This window comes from Streptomyces sp. NPDC031100, from assembly GCF_055570785.1.
This window is the reverse complement of record NZ_JBVIGN010000002.1, coordinates 26,665-48,473: the sequence shown is the minus strand read 5'-3', so window position 1 is coordinate 48,473 and position 21,809 is coordinate 26,665. Positions and strand designations below refer to the sequence as shown.

General features: G+C 66.8%; 23 protein-coding genes, 1 tRNA gene and 1 pseudogene. 7 read left to right on the top strand and 18 right to left on the bottom strand.

The window, feature by feature from the left end:
• Window positions 1-15: 15 nt before the first annotated feature.
• Together recX and recA are read right to left on the bottom strand one after the other, a co-directional pair.
• Entirely contained in the window at window positions 16-861 is an 846-nt protein-coding gene (gene recX, locus ACZ5DS_RS04555; protein WP_468234014.1) for a recombination regulator RecX, read from the bottom strand.
• A gap of 4 nt (window positions 862-865) precedes the next feature.
• Window positions 866-1,990 carry a recombinase RecA gene (gene recA, locus ACZ5DS_RS04550; RefSeq protein ID WP_468234012.1) on the bottom strand — a complete coding sequence of 375 codons (1,125 nt, stop codon included), beginning with the start codon at window positions 1,988-1,990 and terminating at the stop codon, window positions 866-868.
• A gap of 349 nt (window positions 1,991-2,339) precedes the next feature.
• Here recA and ACZ5DS_RS04545 point away from each other — a divergent pair, with 349 nt between their 5' ends.
• Window positions 2,340-3,083 carry a hypothetical protein gene (locus tag ACZ5DS_RS04545; RefSeq protein ID WP_468234009.1) on the top strand — a complete coding sequence of 248 codons (744 nt, stop codon included), beginning with the start codon at window positions 2,340-2,342 and terminating at the stop codon, window positions 3,081-3,083.
• Window positions 3,084-3,164: 81 nt separating this feature from the next.
• Here ACZ5DS_RS04545 and ACZ5DS_RS04540 read toward each other — a convergent pair.
• Window positions 3,165-3,500, bottom strand: a pseudogene (locus tag ACZ5DS_RS04540) (AI-2E family transporter); the annotation flags it as partial.
• A 24-nt stretch (window positions 3,501-3,524) separates the two neighbouring features.
• On the opposite strand from ACZ5DS_RS04540, the gene ACZ5DS_RS04535 reads away from it, so the two are divergent.
• A complete protein-coding gene (locus ACZ5DS_RS04535) occupies window positions 3,525-5,168 on the top strand; it encodes a recombinase family protein (protein WP_468234007.1) in 1,644 nt (547 codons plus the stop codon).
• A gap of 208 nt (window positions 5,169-5,376) precedes the next feature.
• Here ACZ5DS_RS04535 and ACZ5DS_RS04530 read toward each other — a convergent pair whose 3' ends face one another.
• From ACZ5DS_RS04530 to ACZ5DS_RS04505, 6 genes are all read right to left on the bottom strand, one after another.
• A complete protein-coding gene (locus ACZ5DS_RS04530; protein WP_468234004.1) occupies window positions 5,377-6,816 on the bottom strand; it encodes a replication initiator in 1,440 nt (479 codons plus the stop codon).
• A 90-nt stretch (window positions 6,817-6,906) separates the two neighbouring features.
• Entirely contained in the window at window positions 6,907-7,239 is a 333-nt protein-coding gene (locus ACZ5DS_RS04525) for an SH3 domain-containing protein (RefSeq protein WP_468234001.1), read from the bottom strand.
• 28 nt (window positions 7,240-7,267) lie between these two features.
• Window positions 7,268-7,459 carry a hypothetical protein gene (locus ACZ5DS_RS04520; protein WP_053661260.1) on the bottom strand — a complete coding sequence of 64 codons (192 nt, stop codon included), beginning with the start codon at window positions 7,457-7,459 and terminating at the stop codon, window positions 7,268-7,270.
• Window positions 7,456-8,793, bottom strand: coding sequence for an FtsK/SpoIIIE domain-containing protein (locus tag ACZ5DS_RS04515; RefSeq protein WP_468233998.1), 1,338 nt, complete (start codon window positions 8,791-8,793; stop codon window positions 7,456-7,458). Before ACZ5DS_RS04515 ends, ACZ5DS_RS04520 begins: the two co-directional genes overlap by 4 nt.
• Window positions 8,793-9,251: a hypothetical protein gene (locus ACZ5DS_RS04510; protein WP_468233995.1), complete on the bottom strand. Its 459-nt coding sequence runs from the start codon at window positions 9,249-9,251 to the stop codon at window positions 8,793-8,795. The genes ACZ5DS_RS04515 and ACZ5DS_RS04510 overlap by 1 nt, the downstream gene beginning before the upstream one ends.
• Window positions 9,251-9,463 (bottom strand): hypothetical protein, encoded by a 213-nt coding sequence (locus ACZ5DS_RS04505; protein WP_468233992.1) that lies wholly within the window; start codon window positions 9,461-9,463, stop codon window positions 9,251-9,253. The genes ACZ5DS_RS04510 and ACZ5DS_RS04505 overlap by 1 nt, the downstream gene beginning before the upstream one ends.
• Before the next feature lie 431 nt (window positions 9,464-9,894).
• Between ACZ5DS_RS04505 and ACZ5DS_RS04500 the strand changes: the two genes are divergently transcribed.
• Together ACZ5DS_RS04500 and ACZ5DS_RS04495 are read left to right on the top strand one after the other, a co-directional pair.
• On the top strand, window positions 9,895-10,698 hold the full coding sequence (locus ACZ5DS_RS04500; RefSeq protein ID WP_468233989.1) for a GntR family transcriptional regulator: 804 nt from the start codon (window positions 9,895-9,897) through the stop codon (window positions 10,696-10,698).
• Window positions 10,699-11,353: 655 nt separating this feature from the next.
• Window positions 11,354-12,178: a radical SAM/SPASM domain-containing protein gene (locus tag ACZ5DS_RS04495; RefSeq protein ID WP_468233986.1), complete on the top strand. Its 825-nt coding sequence runs from the start codon at window positions 11,354-11,356 to the stop codon at window positions 12,176-12,178.
• A 1,084-nt stretch (window positions 12,179-13,262) separates the two neighbouring features.
• Here the strand turns inward: ACZ5DS_RS04495 and ACZ5DS_RS04490 are convergent.
• The 4 genes from ACZ5DS_RS04490 to ACZ5DS_RS04475 form a co-directional block, all read right to left on the bottom strand.
• Window positions 13,263-13,637 (bottom strand): SH3 domain-containing protein, encoded by a 375-nt coding sequence (locus ACZ5DS_RS04490; RefSeq protein WP_468233984.1) that lies wholly within the window; start codon window positions 13,635-13,637, stop codon window positions 13,263-13,265.
• A 495-nt stretch (window positions 13,638-14,132) separates the two neighbouring features.
• On the bottom strand, window positions 14,133-14,636 hold the full coding sequence (locus tag ACZ5DS_RS04485; RefSeq protein WP_468233981.1) for a glycine-rich domain-containing protein: 504 nt from the start codon (window positions 14,634-14,636) through the stop codon (window positions 14,133-14,135).
• A gap of 68 nt (window positions 14,637-14,704) precedes the next feature.
• Window positions 14,705-14,795, bottom strand: a tRNA-OTHER gene (locus ACZ5DS_RS04480).
• 721 nt (window positions 14,796-15,516) lie between these two features.
• Window positions 15,517-15,843, bottom strand: coding sequence for a hypothetical protein (locus ACZ5DS_RS04475; RefSeq protein ID WP_468233978.1), 327 nt, complete (start codon window positions 15,841-15,843; stop codon window positions 15,517-15,519).
• Window positions 15,844-16,645: 802 nt separating this feature from the next.
• On the opposite strand from ACZ5DS_RS04475, the gene ACZ5DS_RS04470 reads away from it, so the two are divergent.
• Complete coding sequence (locus tag ACZ5DS_RS04470; RefSeq protein ID WP_468233975.1) at window positions 16,646-17,482, top strand: helix-turn-helix domain-containing protein; 837 nt, start codon at window positions 16,646-16,648, stop codon at window positions 17,480-17,482.
• Window positions 17,479-17,688, top strand: a complete 210-nt coding sequence (locus ACZ5DS_RS04465) for a DUF397 domain-containing protein (RefSeq protein WP_468233972.1) — start codon at window positions 17,479-17,481, stop codon at window positions 17,686-17,688. Before ACZ5DS_RS04470 ends, ACZ5DS_RS04465 begins: the two co-directional genes overlap by 4 nt.
• A 140-nt stretch (window positions 17,689-17,828) precedes the next feature.
• Here ACZ5DS_RS04465 and ACZ5DS_RS04460 read toward each other — a convergent pair whose 3' ends face one another.
• From ACZ5DS_RS04460 to ACZ5DS_RS04450, 3 genes are all read right to left on the bottom strand, one after another.
• On the bottom strand, window positions 17,829-18,026 hold the full coding sequence (locus ACZ5DS_RS04460; RefSeq protein ID WP_468233969.1) for a hypothetical protein: 198 nt from the start codon (window positions 18,024-18,026) through the stop codon (window positions 17,829-17,831).
• Window positions 18,027-18,256: 230 nt separating this feature from the next.
• Window positions 18,257-19,414, bottom strand: a complete 1,158-nt coding sequence (locus ACZ5DS_RS04455; protein ID WP_468233966.1) for an AI-2E family transporter — start codon at window positions 19,412-19,414, stop codon at window positions 18,257-18,259.
• A gap of 60 nt (window positions 19,415-19,474) precedes the next feature.
• Window positions 19,475-19,669, bottom strand: a complete 195-nt coding sequence (locus tag ACZ5DS_RS04450; RefSeq protein ID WP_468233963.1) for a DUF3046 domain-containing protein — start codon at window positions 19,667-19,669, stop codon at window positions 19,475-19,477.
• Between the two features lie 80 nt (window positions 19,670-19,749).
• Between ACZ5DS_RS04450 and ACZ5DS_RS04445 the strand changes: the two genes are divergently transcribed.
• Window positions 19,750-20,694, top strand: a complete 945-nt coding sequence (locus ACZ5DS_RS04445; protein ID WP_468233961.1) for a prenyltransferase/squalene oxidase repeat-containing protein — start codon at window positions 19,750-19,752, stop codon at window positions 20,692-20,694.
• A gap of 12 nt (window positions 20,695-20,706) precedes the next feature.
• Here the strand turns inward: ACZ5DS_RS04445 and ACZ5DS_RS04440 are convergent, their stop codons facing one another.
• Both ACZ5DS_RS04440 and ACZ5DS_RS04435 read right to left on the bottom strand, forming a co-directional pair.
• On the bottom strand, window positions 20,707-21,015 hold the full coding sequence (locus ACZ5DS_RS04440; protein WP_468233958.1) for an AzlD domain-containing protein: 309 nt from the start codon (window positions 21,013-21,015) through the stop codon (window positions 20,707-20,709).
• Entirely contained in the window at window positions 21,012-21,794 is a 783-nt protein-coding gene (locus tag ACZ5DS_RS04435) for an AzlC family ABC transporter permease (RefSeq protein ID WP_468233955.1), read from the bottom strand. The genes ACZ5DS_RS04440 and ACZ5DS_RS04435 overlap by 4 nt, the downstream gene beginning before the upstream one ends.
• Window positions 21,795-21,809: the final 15 nt, after the last annotated feature.

The following is a 21,809-nucleotide window of genomic DNA, read 5'->3' as shown; positions in this document are numbered from 1 at the left end:
CCGGGCGCCCGGCTGTCAGAAGCCCTCGTCCGCCAGGAACTCCGTGTCCTCGCCCTCTTCCTCCAGGGCCTGGCGGACGACGCGGAGGGCCATGCCCTCGGGGTAGCCCTTGCGGGCGAGCATGCCGGCGAGACGCCGGAGCCGCTTGTCGCGGTCGAGGCCACGGGTGGCACCCAGCTTGCGGGCGACCAGGTCGCGGGCGGTCGCCTCCTCCTGTTCGGAGTCGAGCTGGCCGACGGCCTCGTCGATCAGCGCGGAGTCGACCCCCTTGGTGCGCAGTTCCCGGGCGAGTGCGCGCCGGGCGAGCCCGCGGCCGTGGTGCCGGGACTCCACCCAGGCGTCCGCGAACGCGCCGTCGTCGATCAGCCCGACCTCCTCGAACCGGGACAGCACCTCCTCGGCCACGTCGTCGGGGATCTCCCGCTTGCGCAGGGCGTCCGCAAGCTGCTTGCGGGTGCGCGGGGTCCCGGTGAGCAGGCGCAGACAGATCGCCCGCGCCCGCTCGGCCGGGTCCCCCGAAGACTCCCCCCGCTCGGCCCTCGACGAGGAAGGGGCGCCTTCGTCCTCACCGGGCGGCTCCCCGAAGCCGCCCTGCTGTCCGCCGCGTCTGCGACCGCCCTGCGGCCCGGCGGAGTTCCGGTAACCGCGGCCGGACGAGCCTCCCCCGTAGGGCTCTTCTCCCGGGTGCGTGCCGCCGTCCCCGTATCCGCCGTGCACGCCGTCACCGTCGCTGCCGTATCCGTCTCCCCCGTACCCGTCGTCACCGGCCATGGCGGAGCTCGCGTCGCCGCCGGTGCCCCTTCCCCGTGGGGCACCGGGGGTGGCGTACTCGTGCTCGGCCCAGTCGGTTCGTCGTGTCACGGGGTCAGCTCTTGGCTGTGGCGGCCTTGGGCTTGGCGGCCTTGGCGGCTGCCGGGGCGGGCGCCGTCTTGGCGTCGTCGGCCGCGGCGGTCACCGCCGCGTCCGCGCCCGGCTCGGCGGCGGGCTCCTCCGGACGGACACCGACGCCCAGCTTCTCCTTGATCTTCTTCTCGATCTCGTTGGCCAGGTCCGGGTTGTCCTTGAGGAAGTTGCGCGCGTTCTCCTTGCCCTGGCCGAGCTGGTCGCCCTCGTACGTGTACCAGGCGCCGGCCTTGCGGACGAAGCCGTGCTCCACGCCCATGTCGATCAGGCCGCCCTCACGGCTGATGCCCTGGCCGTAGAGGATGTCGAACTCGGCCTGCTTGAAGGGCGGCGCGACCTTGTTCTTCACGACCTTGCAGCGGGTGCGGTTGCCGACCGCCTCCGTGCCGTCCTTCAGGGTCTCGATGCGGCGGATGTCGATACGCACCGAGGCGTAGAACTTCAGCGCGCGGCCACCGGTCGTGGTCTCCGGGGAGCCGAACATCACGCCGATCTTCTCGCGGAGCTGGTTGATGAAGATCGCGGTGGTCTTGGACTGGTTGAGCGCGCTGGTGATCTTCCGCAGGGCCTGGCTCATCAGGCGAGCCTGGAGACCGACGTGGCTGTCGCCCATCTCGCCCTCGATCTCCGCGCGCGGGACGAGCGCGGCGACGGAGTCGATGACGATGAGGTCGAGGGCGCCTGAGCGGACGAGCATGTCCACGATCTCCAGGGCCTGCTCGCCGTTGTCGGGCTGGGAGAGGATCAGGTTGTCGATGTCGACGCCGAGCTTGCGCGCGTACTCGGGGTCGAGGGCGTGCTCCGCGTCCACGAAGGCGACCTGGCCGCCGGCCTTCTGGGCGTTGGCCACGGCGTGCAGGGTCAGGGTCGTCTTACCGGAGGACTCCGGACCGTAGATCTCGACGACACGGCCGCGCGGCAGGCCGCCGACACCGAGCGCGACGTCGAGTGCGGTCGACCCGGTCGGGATGACCTCGATGGGCTCCTTCGACCGCTCGCCCATGCGCATGACCGCGCCCTTGCCGAATTGCCGTTCAATCTGTGCGAGCGCGGCGTCGAGCGCCTTCTCGCGGTCGGTTCCTGCCATGGGTTCCACCCGGTTTGCTTGAGTCGATCGCTTCACGTCAAAGACGCTAACGCCTGCCACTGACAATGCGCCCCGACGTCGGCCCGGCCTGTGGATAACAAGGGGACATCTCCCCCCGAACCATCTCGAAATCCCTGTCGAGAGCCTCGCCCGAGCCCCCATGAGAATGGATGTTCGATTTTCGTGTCAAGCGCACCGCGTGGACTCCGGAGCCTCTCCCAGGCCGAGTCCGGAGCCTCTGCCCGACCGAGTCCGGAGCGCCCCTGCCAGGCCACTACTCCCGGTGTCGTACGTCGGGAGTCTTCGGCCGGACGACGACCGCGCGGGACGCTCTCGGGAGCCTGGGGCCATGAAGATTCCGCGCCCCGCCGAGCGCCTGTGCCATGCGACCGGTCTGCTCCTCGTCCTCTCCGGTCTCGCCCACCTCGTGGTGTTCGCGGTCGACGGCGGTCCCTGGGACGGACCCGTCTTCTGGCGCAAGCCCGTCACGTTCGGTCTCTCCTTCGGGGTGACACTGATCGCGATCACCTGGGTGACGTCGTACCTACGGATCGGGGGCCGGCTGCGCACCGTGCTGCTCGTCGTCTTCGCCGTGGACTGCGTGGTGGAGGTCGGCGGCATCACCCTTCAGGCGTGGCGCCGGGTGCCCTCGCACCTGAACATGGAGACCCCCTTCGACACCGCGGTGTCCATGTCACTCGCGGTGGGCGGAGGTGTGCTGGTGGTGCTGCTCACCGTCTTCGCCGTCGCGTCCTTCCGGCACCGGCCGACAGGTCCCGCCGGGATGCCGCTCGCGGTGCGCTCGGGGTTCGCGATCCTGCTCGTGGCGCTGGTCTCGGGAGCGGCGATGATCGCGCGCGGGGTCGTGCTGACCCGGACCGGCCACCAGGAGGCCGCCTACCACTCGACGTCCCCGCTCAAGCCGCTGCACGGGGTGAGCCTGCACGCCGTCCTGGTGCTGCCGCTGCTGGCCTGGCTGCTGTCCCGCACCTCTTGGAGCGAGCCGGCACGGCGGCGGATCGTGACCGTGGCCGTCGGCTGTTACGCGGCCGTCGTCACCGGTGCGGGGGTGTGGGCGGTGCTCACCTACTGAGCCGGCTCACCCTGGCCGACCGTGCACACGCCTTCGCTGCCCCACCCATCTCCGCCAGCCCCGTTGACCCACTCACCTCGGTCAGGAGGAGCCTTCCTCCGCCCCGTTCGCCCCGGACCCGGATATCTCCGGTCCCCTCGGCGGCAGTCCTCGTATGCGCGCGAGCAGCCCGGGGCCGGCCGCGGCGCGGCTGCGGTGCCCCTGCACCCGTGGGTCGTCCGTGACGTCGTACCGCTTCACGTACGCGCCGAGGAAGGCCTGAAGTGTGGCGACGGCGGGGATGGCGATCAGTGCGCCGACGGCACCGAGCAGCGCGGTTCCCGCGATGACCGACCCGAAGGCGACCGCCGGGTGGATGTCGACGGTCTTCGCGGTCAGCTTCGGTTGCAGCATGTAGTTCTCGAACTGCTGCCAAAGTGAAAGGCTGCTAAAACATGGGCCATGGCAACCGAAGAAGCGTCCAAGACTGAGATCAACCTTGAGCCCGACCGCTCGACCTGGAGCGCCGGCGAGCTGGCAGAGCTGGACCGGTGGCGCGAGATGCAAGCGGCCTTACCAAGTGACGCCCCCCGAGGGCTTCTGTCGGTGCGCCTCTCCGTCTTCAAGGACGAGACGACGTCGCCCATCCGGCAGGAACTAGACCTGTGGGCCCTGGCCACCCAGAAGGGCATCCGGGTTGTAGGTGTCGCCTCCGACCTGAACCAGTCGGCAACCAAGATTCCCCCGTGGAAACGGAAGGTGCTTGGGCACTGGCTTCACGAGAAAGCCCCTGAGTTCGACGTAATCCTCTTCTGGAAGCTCGACCGATTCATTCGCCGCATCTATGACCTGCACCTGATGATCGAGTGGTGCAAGGACTTCGGCAAGAACATGATCTCCAAGATTGAGGAGCTGGACTTCAAGTCCACCTTCGGTCAGATGATGGTGACCATGATTGCTGGCATGGCGAGGATCGAGGCGGAGAACCTAGGCATCCGACTTACCTCCCTCTGGCAGTATGCCCGCACTACGGAAAGGTGGGTTGTTGGAAAGCCGGTATTCGGCTACCACACGGTGAAGGACCCGAAAACCAAGGCAGTCTCTCTAGCTATCACTCCGGATAGGGCTCTCATGCTCCGGTGGGCTCGACTCATGAGAGTGAAGAGGAATAGGTCTTATGGGTTCATCTGCAAGGCCCTGAACCTTGCTGGATTCCGAACCGCACAAGGCAAGCTGTGGAGGGTTACCAGTCTGGTTCGCATTATGAGGAATCCGGCCCTCATGGGCGTGCGGGTAATCTCCGATGGGAAGCCCGGCCGCTACAACCCTCCCCGGATCTTCTACGGAGCTGACGGCAACCCTGTGAAGGTGGCAGAGCCCATCTACACCGAGCTTGAGTACACGGAACTCATTGAGTTCGATATGACTAGGGCTCAGGTGCATCCGCCGAAGCAGAAGAAAGCCACGAGCTTCCTGGACGTGATCAAGTGCGGCTACTGCCTGGGGAACATGATCTACCAGGCGAACAAGAGGAAACTGAAGAGCGGGGCGGAGAGGGTCAACGAGTACATCCGTTGCTTCTCCACGGTCAGCAAGCCGTGTGATCACAGGCCCTCGGCGAAACCGGACGATGCCTATGGCTCCCTCGTGCAAGCGGTGTTGGACGAGATCGGCGACTACGAGGTGGTTGAGCGCGTCTACCACAAGGGCGAGGAGACGACTAAGCGCCGGAAGGATCTGGAAGCGTCGATCCAGTTCTACGTAACCGGCCTCGCTCCTGGTGGACAGTTCGCGGTCGGCGGCTTCCTTCAGAAGACGGCAGAAGAAGCACTACAGAAGCACAACGCAGAGTTGTCGAGCCTGCCAGAGGAAGCCTCTACAGACAGGTGGAGCTACAAAAAGCTCGAAGGTACGTACCGCCAACGCTGGCTCATGGGTGACACAGAGCGTATGGAGGAAGACCTCAAGCGCGGCGGCATTCAGTTCCTGATCTATGACGACCACGCGAAGCTCATGGTCCCTGAGGATGTCAAGAAGAGGCTGGTCCTACGGGATGACTATTTCTCCGAAGGCCGAATTCGGGACAAGGTAACTACAGCAGTGTGAGCACATAAAAGCCCCCGTTATCCCTTTCCCGCCAGGGATAGCGGGGGCTGAGCTATATGCCCACTTTGACGCGCAGGAGGGCTCCGGGGGTTGTAAACCTTGTCTCGCACAACGGTCTCATTACCATTCACATCAACGCGGACAGTAATCACACGCACAGAACCTCCCCTCCGCGAAACCGAAGGAGTCATTCACAGTCGCGTATTCTTTACGCGACATATTTCCACCCCTCCGCGATCATCTCTCTTCTGATTTCCCGTAGGTTCGCTAGGTCTTCGGCTATACCGTATGCAATGTCCGCTTCTGCCGGAGAGTGCCCCGAGCCGACATAGCGCCAGGCTGATTCCGTTGCGATCTCTCGGTCCTCCAGGGCGAGCACGCCGCCGCCCTGGTAGTCCGCCCGTACCGCGCGCAGCTCCCCGTAAGTGGTGGAGTACTGGCGTGATTTGGTGAGCACGTGGCCCCGGTAGCCAAGCGTGTGGGCCCAGGCCCGCAGGTTCAGCGCCTCCAGTTCCGGCAGGCCGCCCAAGCGCCAGCAGGTAGCCATGAGGGCCCGCAGGTGGGCATTCACGGGGGCGAGACGGATGCTGTCGAAGTCCTGTATTCGGTAGTCGATGCCGCCCGAGTCGCCGACGCTTTTGGAGACGTATTTGGCGACGTAAGCCGCAACGGCACTATCGGTCACGGCGGATTCCGTGAATGCGTCGCTGCGGATCGGGTGTACGTCGATTTGTTCGCCCCACTTGATGACCCGCTCACCGGCTGCAGGGGAATACGGGGTGCGTACCTCAACTTGGTCCGCAGCCGACTGCACGGCGTCTGACAGCAGGTCGGTTGTGGCCCACAGGGGCGGAGGCGAAGAGGGACCGTCGGGCCCGTCGAGCCGGATAACCGCATGGAAGTGAACGGCGCCCCGCTTCTGGTATTCAGCGACTTTGGCAAAAGAGAGGGTCAGGTGTTCCCTTAGGCGGGTTTGTGTGATTCCTGCGGCCGTCGCCAAATGCCGCCTGAGCATGTGGCAGTAGCGGTTCCATAGCTTGCCGGCGGAGGCGTGCCAGAGGACGTGTCCGGGGTAGTCGTAGCAGTCCCGGCACAGCGGCTGACCCACCATGGGGTCTATTTCCTCGTGCCGCTGACCGCATCCGACCGGCCGCCCGTGTTCGCAGACACCGCCGTCCCGCCGAGGACGGCACACCCCGCCGTCGTGAGCACGGTGCACGGAGCCGAACGAGGAGGCAGTCAGGGTGACGAAGAGCCGCGGGTGACGCCGAACCCCGTCCGTGACGCCCTTACCGCCCAGCAGGCCGGAGCGGACCAGTTGGAACGTGTCGCCCGCGTGGAGGTAGGAGCAGGGCTCACAGCGCGTCTCGCGCCGGTTGCGGCAGCGCACCGGCATCCGGCCGCCGGGTTCGTCGCTGGTGTCGTAGTGCCGCAGCACTTCCCCCGTGACCGCATCACGAGTTGTGGTGTGCCCGGCGAGGTAAATCGGGTGAGCGCACCCGCCAATGGACTTGATCTGATCGAGCCAGCGCGCGTATCCGGGTTCGTGAACGAGCCGGATAAGGTCACGCTCGGTAGGCGAAAGAAGGCGCAGACGCTCAGCCTGATTGAGGACCGAGCGCCGCGCCTCATCCGACATCACAGACATGGGAGGACCCCTTTCACGAGGCACAGGCGCAGAATTCACGGGGTCAGTTCCCGAATTGGGCTGGTATTCGCGATGGAGTCGCGTCGGAAGTTATTTCTCTACCGGGTTGAGGTAGGCGTATTTGACCCAGCCGGTTTTACCCCTGTTCGGGCCGCTGGTGACTTTCCCGTAGCTCCACTGGTAATCCCTGTTGCAGTACTCAGTGAATCGAGCACCCTTGTACAGGATCCCCAGGGAGGCGTATTTCGTTCCGGGGCCACTGCGCAGGTTCACGGCAAACGAAACGTCTTTCGTCTGCGTCAATATCAGGTTGCACGCCTTCGGCAGGGAGGAAGCCGAGGCCGCCGGAGCGGTCAGCAGGGCGCCGCCGGCGAGGAGGGCAGCGGACGCGGCAGCAGCCGCAATGCGGGTGACGATCTTCATTTTTCTTCTCCTTGTTGATTCAGAGAGGTCAGCCGGTAAAGAGGCCGACTATGGCCGAAACAATTTCCATCACGGGGTACGAGAACGGCGTCATTGCCAGCAGGAACCCGAACAGGGAAATCAGGGTTGCCTGATACCAGCGGATTTCCCGTGACCGCGCGGTCAGGACCACGTACAGGAACAGGAACGAGTCGATGACCCATATCTGTGTCTGTGTCATTCCGTTATTCCTCCTTTCTCGAAAGTCACGGGGTCAGGCTGCGTCAGAAATGGGTCCGACGGAGAGTCCATCCGGGCGATCCCGGCAGCATCGGCGGTAGTGACAAGGCGGGAGCGGGCGCGCATCCACCGGCCGCCCATGGCGACCACGGCAACGCCCTGTTCGTCCTCGGTGATGCTCAGTGCGGTGATCACCGCATCCGGGTTGATGTCGCCCAAGGTCATCTCGGCGGACGACTCGTCATGCGCACGGTGGGCGACGCGTCCGCCGAGCTGGGCACGCAGCGCGGTCACGCGGGGGCCGATGTCGGAGCCGACCCGCTGACCGGCGATGACCAGGTGGACGCCGAGCGCCGCGCCGAGCTGGGCAACCCGCAGCAGCAGCGTTCCGCACTGCTCCGCCTCATCCTTCGACTCCCGAGAGCCGTCGGTGAGGTACAGCTCTGCCAACTCGTCCACGATCACGACGAGGGGCACCGGCCGCAGGTGTTCCGGCAGTTCCCAGACGGACCGCTTGCCCGCCGTACGGCAAACCCGCATGCGCGCCTGTATCTCTTCCACCACGCCGGAGAGCAGGCCGACCGCCTGTGTCCGGCCGGTGGCCAGCGCCGAGAGCCGCCCGCCGAACAGGCCCAGTTCCATGCCGCCCTTGCAGTCGATGCCGACCAGGGCGACCCTCTGAGGCGCCAGCGCAAGCACCAGCGCCGCCAGCAACGACGACTTCCCGGACTGCGTGGCACCCGTGATCAGCCAGTGCGGCACGCGCCGAAGGTCGATCACCCACGGGTCGCCATCCTCGATACGGCCCACGTCCGCCGACAGCAGCGCCGCAGCCGGCACACCGGCAGAGGGGACATCACCGGTCAGCGGATCAAGGGCCGTGACATGGATCAGTACCTGTCCCCGACGCGGGGAGGTGACCCGTACCCCGTGCACGTGCCAGGCGTGTTCCATGGCACGGGCCGCCGCGAAGTACGGCGCCGGAGTCTGCCCCGGATGCAGCAGCACCCGCAGCGTCAACCCGTTTTTCGTCGGCACCGGCCACGACAGCCGAGGAGACTTGGGCCGCAGCGCCTGCCCCTGCAGCACGAGATCACGGCCAATCACCCTCCGGTCCGGCGACGTACTCACCGACAAGCCGTTGAGTTGAGCCAGCCGCCGCCAGGTCGTGAAGACGCGCAGCGAGGTTCCGGGGTAGCCGACCAGCCACCAGCGCCAGGGCCACCGCCTCACCGGGATACCCCGAGCCGCAAGACGCGGTTCCCACCAGCGCTGTGTCAGCACGCCGACCAGGAGCAGCGCCGTCAGGACCCAGACCACCAGCGAGGCAGGCATCATTCCTCCCCGTTCTCTTTGGTCCGTGCGAGCACGAGCCGGGCGCGGATCATGGCCGTTTCGGCATGACGAGCCGTCAGGCCGAGGAGGAACCGAAGGGTGGGGATGTCGTCGGACGTCGCCAGCAGTGCCTCGGCACCGGCCAGCGCCCGCAGGTCTCGCAGCAGCGAGCCGAAATGCCCGTCGACGCAGAACACCGGGTCCTCGCAGTCCGCAACGTCCCCGCCGTCCATCTCCTCAGCGCCGACCGCCGCCCGCATCTCCCGGGCCATGCGGTCCGCCTCGTCAGCGATCACGGCCGCGCACGGGTCCTTGCACGCGAACACCTGTGACTCATCCGCAGGCGACCGCCCCACCGGAATGGAAGTGATCTTTGCCGTCAGGAAGTCGGCGTTGCACACCACGCAGGCCATGCCGTCCGCCTGCCGGGCGTTCAGGTGCCAGAAGTAGCGCTCCATCACGCGTCACCGCCCGCCGACTTCCCGCGCGGGCCGGCCGCCGGAGCAGCCGTCGAGGCGGAAGCACCGCCGGAGCCGGACACGGGTGTGATCGCATCGGCCCGATAGGTGGTTCCGCTCCGGCCGTCCACCGTCCAGTCGTTGGCCCACAGGTTCGTGACCCTGACCTCACTGCCCTCCGTGAGGCCCTGCGGCTGTCCGCTGGTGACCACGTGAACGACGTCTGTACGCCGTCCCTCCGCCTGTCGCACAGACAGGCCCGTGATCCACAGCGGGTTTCCCTCGCGGTCCCGGCGCGTCTCTCCTTCCGGCGTCGTACGCGGTTCCGGAGCGATCACACAGCGGATCGCGCCGAGCCGAGCAGCATCAATCGGCTTGTTGTCCAAGGGAGTTCACCTCGTTTCAGCACAACACACACCCGGCCACTCATCCGGATAAGTTGGGAGGATCATCTTGACTCGCCACCGAGGCAGGGTCAACCACTTATCCGGATGAGTGACGCTGGGGTGTGCGGCAGAGGGTCAACCACTTATCCTCATGAGTGCGCGCGTATACCACGCAGCACTGACAAGCACCACGACCAGCAGCTCAGCCCGCAAACCGCCCGAGTACCCACACCCCCGACCCGAGAAGGACACGAGCCATGGCAGCCCGAGAGCACATCGAACGTGCCCCGTCCATGTACTTGCAGGTAGCTCAGCGCATGGCCACCGACATCAAGAAGGGCCGCTACCAAGCCGGCGATCTCCTACCGTCCGAGTCGGAAATGGTGAAGATGTACGGCATCGGCAAGCACACCGCCCGCGCCGCCGTCGCCGAGCTGCGCCGCATGGGTCTGGTGGAGTCCTTGCAGGGCAAGGGCAGCAGGGTACTTCCCACCGGCGGAGTTCTCCCTGCCACCCGTGTTGACCGGTCCATCCAGCGCACCACGAAGGGCAGTTGGCACCTGCCAGAGATGACGGAGACGGAACCGCCCGCCGTCACCAGGACAGCGCTGGACGGTCCCCCGGCACTGCTGTTGGACCAGCAGGACCAGGACGCCATCAACGTGGACCGCCTGATCCACGATCCGGCCACCGGCGCCCGCATGGCTCACCGTGTTCTGATCCCGATGGCCACCGCCGCCGAAGTGCCCACGCTGGCCGAGCAGCCAGACGCCGAGATCATCGACCTGTACCGGCAGCTTGCCGAAGCCGGACTCAGCCTGTCGTTCACCGAGCATGTCACGGCCCGCACCCCCTATCCCGACGAGCGGGCCGCACTCGGACTCAGCGACGCCAGCCCCCTACTGATCACCTACCGCGTGACCACCGACGCGGACCAGGGCCGCCCGTTGCTGTGCGAAGAGCTGAAGGCCCCCGCCGTCACGTGCCAGCTCATCTACCCCGTGACCCCGACGAAGCCAGCCGCCAAGCGCGCCGCCCGCCGTCGATCCGAATCGGAGTAACTTCTCTTTACTTGCTCAAGGGCGCGCCTTCGGCGCGCCGGGCGGCCCTGCCGCCTCGGCCGGGCGTGCGGCCTTCGGCCGGTCCCGTCCGGTCGGCAGCCGCCCGACACCGCCACCGCACCCGACCAAGCAGAGAAGCCCCCCGCGGAAGATCCGTCGCGGGGGGCTTCATCGTCTGCTCCCTCGGCCGTCCGGGGAAGTCAGCCGCACGAAAGCGAGGCCCACTCTCCCATCACGGGCGCCAGCCCCGTCCGTTGACACGCCGTTGCCCGACGAGGGCAACGGCGCTCACCGTGGCATACGGCGCCGTGACGAACATGGTTGCGGGCGGTGGTACCAGGGGCGCTACAGCGCACCCCTGGACCCCGCCCACGCGTGGCAACCTCACGCGCGAAAAAGGTTTCGTCGTGGTCCAGATCCGTGCGCGCGTGAGGTCGCCACGCACGCGATCTCACACTTTCCGCCGTCGTGAGGTGCTGTAACCGACGACCCGTAGTCAGCCGGCACCGGCACGTCGAGGAGGCTTGCCGCCAGGGCGTGCCTGGTGGGTCTGGCCCCGTAGTCGGCAGGCGGCGTTCCCCCATTTGGGCCATTCAAGGTGCATCTTGGTATTGCGGAAATAATGATAGAAACCAGTCGACGCGAAAGGCTCCCCATGAGCGAAACCTCCTTTCTCTGGCTGGAGATAACAGGAAAGTGCCAGCTGGAATGCGTTCACTGCTACGCAGAAAGCGGACCCAGCGGCACGCACGGGAGTATGGCACGGCACGACTGGGAACGTGTCATCGACGAAGCCGCCGACCTGGGCGTGAAAATGGTCCAGTTCATCGGCGGTGAACCCACCCTGCATCCCGACCTCGCGCCGCTGGTCACTCATGCACGTAAGCGTGGACTGGGGATCGAGGTGTACAGCAATCTCGTGCGAGTACCTCCCCAGCTTTGGAACTTGTTCTCTGATTTGAGTGTTCGGCTTGCCACCAGCTACTACACCGATGACCCGCAGGAGCATGCCGTAATCACCAGCCGCTCAACCCATCACCGCACGAAAGCCAACATCGAGGAAGCGGTGAGACGCGGAATTCGGCTGCGTGTAGGAATCGTCGACATGCACGACGGGCAGCGCATCGCCGAAGCTCGTGAAGAACTGGCCGCTCTAGGCGTCACACGCGTGAAAGTTGACCGCATCCGCGGAGTGGGCCGCGGGACTCCGAATCGTTCGAAGGACGTCTCACAACTGTGTGGTGGCTGCACAAAGAGTCGCGCAGCCGTAGCGAGCAATGGCGATGTGTGGCCGTGCGTCTTCTCGCGCTGGCTGCCCGTCGGAAACGTTCTTCGGGAGCCCCTCTCGAATATTCTTTCCGGCCCTAAGATGGCCCGGACGACAGCGGATTTGAACGCACACTTCGCATCCCGAAAGAACAATCCAACCGAAGAAAAGAGCAAGGAGAGTGACCATGAACCGGAAATCCGTCAGCATTGATGACATCGAGACCAGGAAGCGACACGACACCCGTCACGACGAGGTGACGGAATGCAACCCGAACGACGACGATTGCCACCCTTGGGCTTCTGACGAGCCCAGCGATCCTGAAGACAAAACGTCCCCTCGGGACTAACGAGCTCGTTAGGCGACGCCCGGTGGGACTCCTTGTCGTGACCCACCGGGCGCGCCCCAGCGTGATCGAAGAGACGGACCCTAGTTCCGGCAAGTCCGCGCGTGCCGCTCGGCGGCGAACCGAGCAGGACCCGCACCCGTGATCAGGATCGGCCTTCGGCACCCTTCGCACCGTATGAACTCCCCGCGCCGATCCGTCTCGACCCACACGCGCGAGCCCGCCGCCGTACGCCAGTCATCCCGCCTCATCCCGTCTTCCCTTCCCCCTCGTTCCAGCTCTCGCGCGAGCAACCGGGCTCCCTCCGAACGCAGCCCCACCACCGGCTCACCGTCGGCCCGAGCATGGGGACACGCGAACCTGCCGCCGTCCGCCAGCCGTCCCTCCTCATGCCATCTACCGTTCCTTCTCAGCTATCGTCCGGCCGCGCATCATCAACCCGCCCGCCGCCGTTCTCCCACCGCCGCACCCAGGGCCTGAGCAATCACACGCGCGCTCTCTAGGCGGAGCCACACCACCGGTTCACCGTGGGGACCCGCGTGCGGTACCGCGCGCACCAGTCGCACGCAGAAGCCGAGTTGCTCAAGCGCAGCGTTCAGTTCCTGCGCCACTTGGTCCGCCTCCAGCCAGGCTGACACGTAGTCAACTCCTGTCACGAATACGGCGTCATCAGGACCGCCGTAGCCCCCGCCCGGCGACGTGTTCTCTACCATCGCGCAACTCTCCCCAGTCAAGCCGACTGTTCATGGGCGACCGGCCACCCCGCGAACCGAACGCGTGTGCAATCGGAAAACAGACCACGCAGTCTACTTCGAGCCAAGCGCATATGCACGGCTACTGCCTGTCAACTTTGGTATCGGTCCAGTCAATACGCCCCCACCAAGGGGCCCCCTCCCCGCCGAAGCAGAGAGGGGGCCGATCGCTGGTCGCACAGACTTACTGAACACTGGGTCAGTAGAGGTACATCTCCGAGACCCAGCCCGTGAAGCCCCGAGGCAGGCCGCCCGGCGAAGCCCTCTGAAGCCTCACCTTGTCCCAGCGCTGCCCGCGGCGGTCGCGAGCCGTCGCGATGGCCCGAACACGCTGCCCCCGGTAGACCAGACCGAGGATCGTCCGGTTCGTGCCCGGACCCGTGCGCACTCGCAACCCGTTGACCGTCGCCGTCTTGTACGGACCCTCGTTCTGGATCGCCGCCGTCCCGCCGGAGTGAACCACCGAGTACCCCGGATCCGGGATCACCGCCGATGCCACCGAGGTGCCCACCAGGCCGACGCCGGCCACCAGTGCACCCGACACGACCAGCGCCCGCAGGGCCTTACGTCCCATGATCGAAACCCCTTCAATTCGGAAGAGGACAGGCAGCTGCCAACCCACCGTTGGTCAGCCACTCATCCGGATGAGCCGCCAGCATCCAACACTCACACCAGAACGGTCAACCACTTATCCGGATAAGTGTGTGCCGGTCAAGACGACGGGCAAACGCACACCGGGCAGACAAAGCCCCGCCCGTGCGCCACGGGGAGCAGCGCACGAGCGGGGCGATCTTGGGTTCTGACTACCTAGCAGACGAACACGTGCAGGTCTCTGTGATCGGCTGCTTGGTGTTCAAGTCGACCATCACGACAGTGCCCAGACCATGGCAGGAGGGGCAGCCGCGAACAGTGCCCCGCTTGGCTCGCTGCCGACACAACTCGCCCCACTTCTCGACCAACTTGGCGTAACGGGGGTCAATCCATGTGGAGTCGTCCATCGCCCCTCCTCGCAGTCAGGTACCGAGTGTAGGGCCGTCAGCACCCGCTGTGATGGCCTTTCAGCCGGTTCTCAGGAGCCGGGGAAGATCTGCGGCGCCGTGCAGGAGCCCCCGCCGTTGTCGTCGTTGCACTCGGTGTGCATGCAGTCGCCGCCCTTGATCTCAGTCTCAGCCCTGTCGCCCCACAGGTACTCGTTGGGGGCGTAGCCGGCCGCGCGGATGGCCTCGGTGGTGTTGTCCAGCGTGGTCGCGTCTCGGCGCAGCGTCTCCGGGCCCTCGGGGCGGTGGTGGATGTAGCGACCGAACTGCTTGCTGCACACGTTGAAGTACGTCTCAGTGTGCAGGATGAGGGCGTGCCAGCCCATGTCAACGACGCGCGAGGGACGCAGAGCCTTGCCGCTCGTGTTGCTGTTCGAGGCGGCAAGGAACTTCAGCGCCTCGTCCACGATGGACAGGGCAAGGGCCTGGTCGTTGACGCCTTCGTTGTCGCGGATGACCAGGGCGGCAACACGGTTCGCCTCGTCCCCGCTGAGGAGGTCAAGCGCGGATGCCTTGTAATCGGTGCTCGTGCCCATTGGGTTCCTTCCTTGGCTCTTTGAGGTTCTGCACTTGCGAGCCGTCCGGCTGCTTACGCCATCGGCCGTCCCCTTGCCCGGAATCGAACCGGGGTCCTCACCAGCGCCAAGCCACCCGGGCCACGCTGAAGTGCCGCCTTCCCACTGGACTACAAGGGGTGGCGCCCGTGTCCGGGGTCGGACCGGATATCAGCCGACGCGGCCGTTGATATTCGCGACTCAGCTGTGTCTCACGGGCTCTCTGTCGCACACTCGCTGTTCCCCCCGCTTGAGGATCGCCCAACTCAGGGAGAGCGACAGAGGAATTGGTGCCCGCCCTGACCGGAGAGCGGGTGGGAGGGGGATCATCCGGCCAGGGCGGGGGCTAGGCGGGGGTTCGCAGACCCTTGCGGCGCTGGATGCAGAGCCGCGCAAGCGCCTGGAGCTGTCTCTGCTCCCGTTCCGTTGCCGGGCGGACGGAGACCCAGCGCGAGCACCACGGACGGCCCATGGGGCGGACAAGGGCAACCGTGGCTCCTCGTATCCCCGTGACTCTCGCGACCATGTCACGGCGGTTGTCGTAGACGACCATGCCGACCGTTATTTCAGGCAGCTTCGCGTCAGCCATCGGCCCGCCCCAGCGTCCGTGAGTCCTTCGGGTGGCCGTAAACCATGTGGTCGCGCATGGCGTACAAGACCGCCTTTCCTGCTGCGGCGTTCTTGGTCTCCAGCGACTCCTTGAGCGCCCCTCGCAAAGCCCGGCACATGGGGCACCGTTCGGGGTCAACAGGCCCCGCGCATGGCGCCCTCAGGGAATCCAGCTTGGCGGGGAACCGGGCTTTGAAGTACTCCCAGCTGCTGTCATCCAGCTTGGGGCCTTCCGCGCTGCATTCAACGTGGCTCACTCGTATCGCTCCCAGGAGTGGCCGCCCCGATGCGCTTCGGGAAGCCAGCAGACGAGGTCCCCGCCAGACGACTTGCAGACGTCACGGCGCTGCACCTTGATGTCGTCGGAGTCGTCGTCCCCGTCACAATTCCAAGTGATCCATACGGCGGCACCTTCGCCCAGGTCCCGCATGATCGCGGCGTGTTCGCCGTAGGGGTGCTTGTCGAGTTCGCACGACACGTCATCTGGCAACGGGATGTCGCCGAACGGCACGCTGCCCGGGAAGTCCAGTGCCGCCTTGCGCATCCCTTCGGGCACCTCCAGCCGCTTGTCACACGTCATCTCTCGCCTTCCTCTGCATCGCTTGCACTCGGGGATGCGGAAGGAGGGAGCGCTCCGCGCGGGAACGCGATCACACCGGACGCCGGATCACGCCTACCGCTGTAGCGCCTCCACCTCCCGTCAGCGCACACGCCGGTTCTCCCGCTCCACAAGGGACCGGAGACGCTGCGTGGTGGGGCTGTCGGACCGGTTGTCGGCCCCCCTGTGCTTCGGTGGGGCGTCGGGGCAGTTGGGCTTGCCGCACTGGCACGGCGGCCAGTTCAGCGCCGACTGGATCGGGGGCAAATCGGCGTTCACGCTGCTCCCTCCCTCACGTCCGTTGCCCGGCGGTGCGGATGCTGCCGGATCGCCTCGCTGGCGCTGCGGACGCTCGCCACGTTGCCAAGCCGATGCGCCGCTTCCCGCTGTCGTGCAGCGGCTGCGCAGAACGAGCAGCCGTCCACGGGTACAGGCTCAAGCTCCGGTGCGCGGAGCGCAGGCGTGCTATCGCTCATCGCTCAACCTCCTCTTGAGCCCGTTCTCAACAGCCCGCAGTACGGCGGGGGTCGACAGGGCGTAGCCGGCGCGCGGTACCCAGTCCGGGGCCAGGCACCAGAACCCACCAGCGGCTACGAGCGCTTCCAGCTCCGCCACGTCGTCAGCCGGGCGGGGCGTGGAGGATTCGTGCGGTTCTGCGAGATTGCGCTTACCGAACACGGCCGCTCCTCTCCGTAGTGCTACGACTACCGGGGAGGTTCAGCGTGGCCCATGCCTGGGAACCATTCAACCTGTTGGATGAGAACGAAAGGTCGGTGAACAACCCTTGAATCGCAAGGAGTTGAACCCGGATGCCTCTCCCCAGGCGGCCTACGGAGCACGTCTACGCCGCTTGCGGGAGTCACGCGGCTGGACCCAAGATGACCTTGGCGAACGCATGGAATATTCCAGTGTGCATATTTCAGCGGTTGAAACTGGGCGGAAGCCTCCAACCCTTCGTTTCTCGCGTAGCGCAGACAGGGTGTTCGGTATCGAGGGCACAGCTGACGGGTTCGAGCGCGAGTACCGCGAACTTCAACACGGCTCCTTGCTGGAGGGGTTCCCTGAGTACGTTGGGTACGAGGGGCGAGCAGTAGAGATCCGGTTGTTTGAGATTGGGATCATCCCCGGCTTGCTTCAGACACCCGCGTACGCACGCGCCCTGGCGGACGGTGATGTACGCCGAGGCACCATCACACCCGAACAAGCAGATGAACGCGTCTCGGTTCTGGCGGAGCGGCAGGCGACGCTAGTACGGTCCCGCCCGCCCACGATGCTTGTGGTGATAGATGAAAGTTGCATCCGCCGGCCCGTCGGTGGCGCCGAGGTCATGAGCGAGCAGCTGCAACACCTCGTTGAGTTCGCCGCACTACCGAACTCCATGCTTCAGGTTGCCCCGTACGACATAGGCGAGCGACGCCCGTTCAACTTGCCGATCAACCTACTGACGCTGCCGGACCGGTCCATGATGGCGTACGCGGAGTCCCAGGCCCGGGGGCACCTGGACCGCGAATCCACGTTCGTCCTGTCTGCGTTGTCGGCCTACCATCAGTTGCAGGCCGAAGCGCTGTCACAGACAGAATCCGTGGCCGTGATCAACCAGTTGCGAAAGGGCACCCCGTGACGACCGAATCCCCCCGCTGGGTCAAGTCCTCCTACAGCTCCAACGGCGGCAACTGCATCGAGGTCGCCGCAAACCTCGTCGCCTCGCGCGGCGTGGTCCCCGTCCGTGACTCCAAGACCCCGAGCGGTCCGGTTGTGGACTTCCCTGCTGACGCGTTCTCGTCCTTCGTGGCAGGCGTCAAGGCCGGAGAGTTCGGCGCAGTCTGACCGCCTGTCCCGGGTTCATCAGCTCGTGAGGTAGGTACACAAGCCCCCTTGCCCCGTTCAGGTCGGGACAAGGGGGCTTCCACTTGTTCGTCTCGCCTCTTAGGGCGTGCCCGGCGGGTCTGCCACGTGGCCCGCCGGACTCAGCACTTCTGGACGTCTACCGCGTGCCCGGGGCTGTCCATCTTGAAAGAGACCTTGTCCTGTGCCCGCAACGTCTTGCCTTCGGCAGGGTTCTTCAAGTCACGGGAGGAAAATTCCAGGAAGTGAGGACTGTTGTCCTCCTGAATCGAGCCGTGGTCGGATTCCGAGTCCCACTCCTGCACCTTGCCTGTGGACATGGGCGTGTCTCCTTCGTTCGACGACGCTGAGAGGCCCCCCACTGACGAGTCGGGGCTCGCTGCCATCGAATCCGAACTGTCGCGCTACGGCAATCGCTGTGGGCTGTACGGGGGATGTACCAGCAGCCCCGTCACACGACTCACCGGACACGCCCTAAGGCGCCTGGTTCCTGGTGCCGACGAAGGGCGCCGCCCACTGGGCATCTACGCCGGGTCCCGTACTTGAACTCTCATCCGGTTCGGACGACACGCACGGGCATAGCCTTCCTGGGCCTGGGGAGGGGGGTGCTTGTACGAGGTCTTGGGGTGTCGCTTCGTCGTGGTCCATCCCCTAGCTGGTCGAGGAGCTGACCGCGCTCCTCCGCACTCAGCTGGAGCACCCGGGCAGCTAGCTCACGGTACGTTTCCGCAGGTGAGAGCACGTTTAGTAGCCTTTCGATTTGCTGGTAGACCACGACGAAGACCAGCACCCACAGCGCGTACCAGGGATCGACCGTGAACGCGATCAGCATGGGCAGCGCGCCCGCGAGATACGTGCCGATGGTGGGGATGAACTGCGACACCAGGCCCACCCAGACACCCAGCACGGGCGCGTAGGGCACACCCAGCGCCTCCAGCAGGATGTAGTGCGCGATGCCGGAGATGAGCGCCATGAGGCCGCGCGAGTACAGATACCCGCCGGTCTTGTCCACGGCGATCTCCCACGCGCGCAGCACCTCGGCCTGCCGGGCGGGCGGCAGTACGGAGCACAGGGCGCGGCGCAGCCTGGGCCCGTCGGCGGCGAAGTAGAACGAGAACAGCGAGACGGTCAGCAGCTGGAACAGCCCGCCGAGCACCTGGGCGGACACGTCCAGCACGCCGGCCGCGCTGTTCTGCGCGTACTTGCGCAGCCAGCCGGAGCGGAGCAGGCCCTGCTGGATGTCCACGCGTCTGAGGTCGGTGTGGAACGTCTGGTTGATCCAGTGGATGACCGAGTCGAAGTAGTCCGGGAAGCCCTCGACCATCTTGATGATCTGGCCCGCGAGCATCGAGCCGAGCAGCGTGATGAAGCCGGCGGTGACGATCAGCAGGCCGAGGAAGACCAGGAAGGTCGCGAACCCCCTGCGCATGCCGCGGGCGGCCATCCAGCTCACGGCGGGCTCGATGGCGAGGGCCAGGAAGAACGCGATGAGGATGTTGATCAGCAGGCCGGTCAGCTGGTGGAAGGCCCAGCTGCCCAGCTGGAAGGCGGCGATCAGGGCGAGCGCGAGCACCATGGCGCGCGGCAGCCAGCGCGGCATGCGGGTGCCCGGCGCGGCGGCGCCCTCGGCCGGGGGCCGGGTGGGCGGCGTCGTACCGAACGAGGGTGCGTGCTGGGCGAGCTGCCCGGTGTCGTCAGTGGGTGGCACGGTGCAAGTCTCGCCCACGCCACTGACAGTCCGCTGCCCCCTTGCGATCTTCGCGCCCGGTCAGCGCCTCTCCCCCGGAACGTTCATGACCGAGCAGACCACGCGCCACACGTCCTTGGCCGCCCAGCCGGCGTCCAGGGCCTCGTTCACCGTGCGCCCGCCCAGCTGGGACATCACATGATCGCGCGCGAAGGTGTCGGCGTACCCCGGACCGAAGTGCTCCGCCATCCGCTGCCAGAAGACCGTCAACCGCATGACACCAGTATCCCGCCCCTGGGGGTGGGGCCTGCCGGGGACCGCTTGCCGAGACCGCTTTCCGTCCTACGGTCTGTCGCATGGCCGAAACAGGAGCTTCCCCACTCCCCCCTACGTCCCCGGCGCGCTCCCCGCTCTTCCGCGCCGAGCAGTTCGTCTGGCTGACCGCGCGCGTGCTGGAGCAGCGGCTCTTCGCGTACCACTTCCTGAACGGCGCCGCCGCTCCGGTGGAGGCGGCGCTGGACGCCTACCGCAACGAGGACGGCGGGTACGCCCACGCGCTGGAACCCGATCTGCGCGGCCCTGTGAGCCAGCCTCTGCACACTGCTCACGCGCTGCGCGTGCTGGATGCCGTCGGGCGCTGCGGCGGGCAGCGGGTGGAGCGGGTGTGCCGCTATCTGACCTCCGTCTCCACCGCGGACGGCGCCCTGCCGGCGGTCCGTCCCAGCCAGCGCGGCTACCCGGTGGCGCCGTTCGTCCCGGTCGTGGACGACCCTCCCAGCGAGCTGCTCGCCACCGGGCCCGTCGTGGGCGTGCTGCACCGCAACGAGGTGTGGCACGCCTGGCTGTTCCGGGCCACCGACTTCTGCTGGCTGGCGGTGGAGTCCCTGGACAGGTCCCATCCCTACGAGGTGGAGGCCGCGGTGGCCTTCCTGGACTCCGCTCCCGACCGCCCGCGCGCGGAGGCCGCCGCCGACCGTCTCGGCCGTCTGGTGCGCGAGCAGCGGCTGGCCGTCCTGGACCCGGACCGTCTCGACGCCTTTCCGGTCGCCTCCGGCTATGCCCCGGGCGAGCACCACTTCCCGCACGACTTCGCGAAGAGTCCGCTGTCGCTCGCGCGCGCGTGGTTCACGGACGAGGAGATGGCACGGTCCCTGGACTTCCTCGCCGCCGAGCAGCAGGAGGACGGCGGCTGGCCCGTCCGCTGGCGCCAGTGGGCGCCGGTCCCCACGGTGGAGGCGCGCCCCATGGTGACGATCGAGGCCCTGCGCACCCTCAGGGCGTACGGCCGCTTCATGGGCTGAGCCCGGCCGTCCTCACCCGCCGATCGCCCGCACGCCCGCCGTGACCACCACGGCCGCCGCGACGACCAGCAGGAACGGTGCGCGCAGCACGAGCGCCACGGCGGCCGCGCCGAGCCCTGCGGCCCTGGCGTCCAGGACGAGCGCGTGCCCGTCGGCGAACGTCTGCTGGGCGGTGAGCGCGGCGAGGAGGGCGACGGGCAGCAGGGCGGCGAGCCGTCGGACGAGCGGCCGCTCCAGGGCGCCTGCGGGCACGAGCAGCCCGGCGAGCTTGACGGCGTAGCAGCCGAGAGCGGTGATGCCGATCGCGATCCAGGTGTTCATCGGTCCTCCTTCGGTCCGACCGGTTCCTCGGTTCCGTCCCGTCCGGCTGGTGCGTCCTGTTGGCTACGACCGCCGCGCCGGCCCTCGGCGAACAGCGCGGCCGGCGCCGCCAGGGCCGCCACCAGGACCGGTACGCCGGCCGGCAGGACGGGCAGCAGGCCGAGGCCGAGCAGGACCGTGAGGCCCGCGACCGCGCGCTCGGTTGGCGTCTTCAGCATCGGGGCGAGCAGGGCCAGGAAGACGGCGGGACCGGCCGCGTCCAGGCCCCACGCGTCGGTGTTCCCGATGGCCTTCGCGCCGAGTGCGCCGAGCAGCGTGGTGAGGTTCCACAGCAGATACAGGCTGAGCCCGGTGACGGTGAAGCCGAGCCGCGCAGCACGCCGGGTCGGCTGGGCCAGGGTCACCGCCGTGGTCTCGTCGATCACCCACTGCGCGGCCAGCGGCCGCACCGCGCGCGGGAGGGCCAGCAATTGCGACAGGCGCAGCCCGTAGAAGGCGTTGCGCACGCCCAGGAAGAAGGCGCCGGCGGCGGCCGTGAACGGGTTGCCGCCGGCGGCGAGCGCGCCCACGAGGGCGAACTGGGAGGCGCCGGTGAACACCAGGAGGCTGAGCGCGCAGGTCTGCAGGAGCCCGAGTCCGCTGCCGGCCGAGGTCACGCCGAAGGCGAACCCGGACAGGCCGACGGCGACGCCGACGCCCAGGGCGTCCCGTACGACGGCTGCGTCGGGCTTTTCCGTGCCGTCGGCGGCCTGATCCGCCAGTGCTATGTCTTGTGCCACGCCCCGGACGGTACG

Excerpts from the sequence above, each read along its gene's own strand:
- ACZ5DS_RS04475 (WP_468233978.1), bottom strand. The coding sequence starts at position 15,843 with ATGACGTGTGACAAGCGGCTGGAGGTGCCCGAAGGGATGCGCAAGGCG.
- recA (WP_468234012.1), bottom strand. The coding sequence starts at position 1,990 with ATGGCAGGAACCGACCGCGAGAAGGCGCTCGACGCCGCGCTCGCACAG.
- ACZ5DS_RS04535 (WP_468234007.1), top strand. The coding sequence starts at position 3,525 with ATGGCAACCGAAGAAGCGTCCAAGACTGAGATCAACCTTGAGCCCGAC.
- ACZ5DS_RS04530 (WP_468234004.1), bottom strand. The coding sequence starts at position 6,816 with ATGTCTGTGATGTCGGATGAGGCGCGGCGCTCGGTCCTCAATCAGGCT.
- ACZ5DS_RS04450 (WP_468233963.1), bottom strand. The coding sequence starts at position 19,669 with ATGCGGTTGACGGTCTTCTGGCAGCGGATGGCGGAGCACTTCGGTCCG.
- ACZ5DS_RS04485 (WP_468233981.1), bottom strand. The coding sequence starts at position 14,636 with ATGGGCACGAGCACCGATTACAAGGCATCCGCGCTTGACCTCCTCAGC.
- ACZ5DS_RS04460 (WP_468233969.1), bottom strand. The coding sequence starts at position 18,026 with ATGTCCACAGGCAAGGTGCAGGAGTGGGACTCGGAATCCGACCACGGC.
- ACZ5DS_RS04445 (WP_468233961.1), top strand. The coding sequence starts at position 19,750 with ATGGCCGAAACAGGAGCTTCCCCACTCCCCCCTACGTCCCCGGCGCGC.
- ACZ5DS_RS04520 (WP_053661260.1), bottom strand. The coding sequence starts at position 7,459 with ATGACACAGACACAGATATGGGTCATCGACTCGTTCCTGTTCCTGTAC.
- ACZ5DS_RS04510 (WP_468233995.1), bottom strand. The coding sequence starts at position 9,251 with ATGGAGCGCTACTTCTGGCACCTGAACGCCCGGCAGGCGGACGGCATG.
- ACZ5DS_RS04525 (WP_468234001.1), bottom strand. The coding sequence starts at position 7,239 with ATGAAGATCGTCACCCGCATTGCGGCTGCTGCCGCGTCCGCTGCCCTC.
- ACZ5DS_RS04500 (WP_468233989.1), top strand. The coding sequence starts at position 9,895 with ATGGCAGCCCGAGAGCACATCGAACGTGCCCCGTCCATGTACTTGCAG.
- ACZ5DS_RS04495 (WP_468233986.1), top strand. The coding sequence starts at position 11,354 with ATGAGCGAAACCTCCTTTCTCTGGCTGGAGATAACAGGAAAGTGCCAG.
- ACZ5DS_RS04545 (WP_468234009.1), top strand. The coding sequence starts at position 2,340 with ATGAAGATTCCGCGCCCCGCCGAGCGCCTGTGCCATGCGACCGGTCTG.
- ACZ5DS_RS04490 (WP_468233984.1), bottom strand. The coding sequence starts at position 13,637 with ATGGGACGTAAGGCCCTGCGGGCGCTGGTCGTGTCGGGTGCACTGGTG.
- ACZ5DS_RS04515 (WP_468233998.1), bottom strand. The coding sequence starts at position 8,793 with ATGCCTGCCTCGCTGGTGGTCTGGGTCCTGACGGCGCTGCTCCTGGTC.
- ACZ5DS_RS04440 (WP_468233958.1), bottom strand. The coding sequence starts at position 21,015 with ATGAACACCTGGATCGCGATCGGCATCACCGCTCTCGGCTGCTACGCC.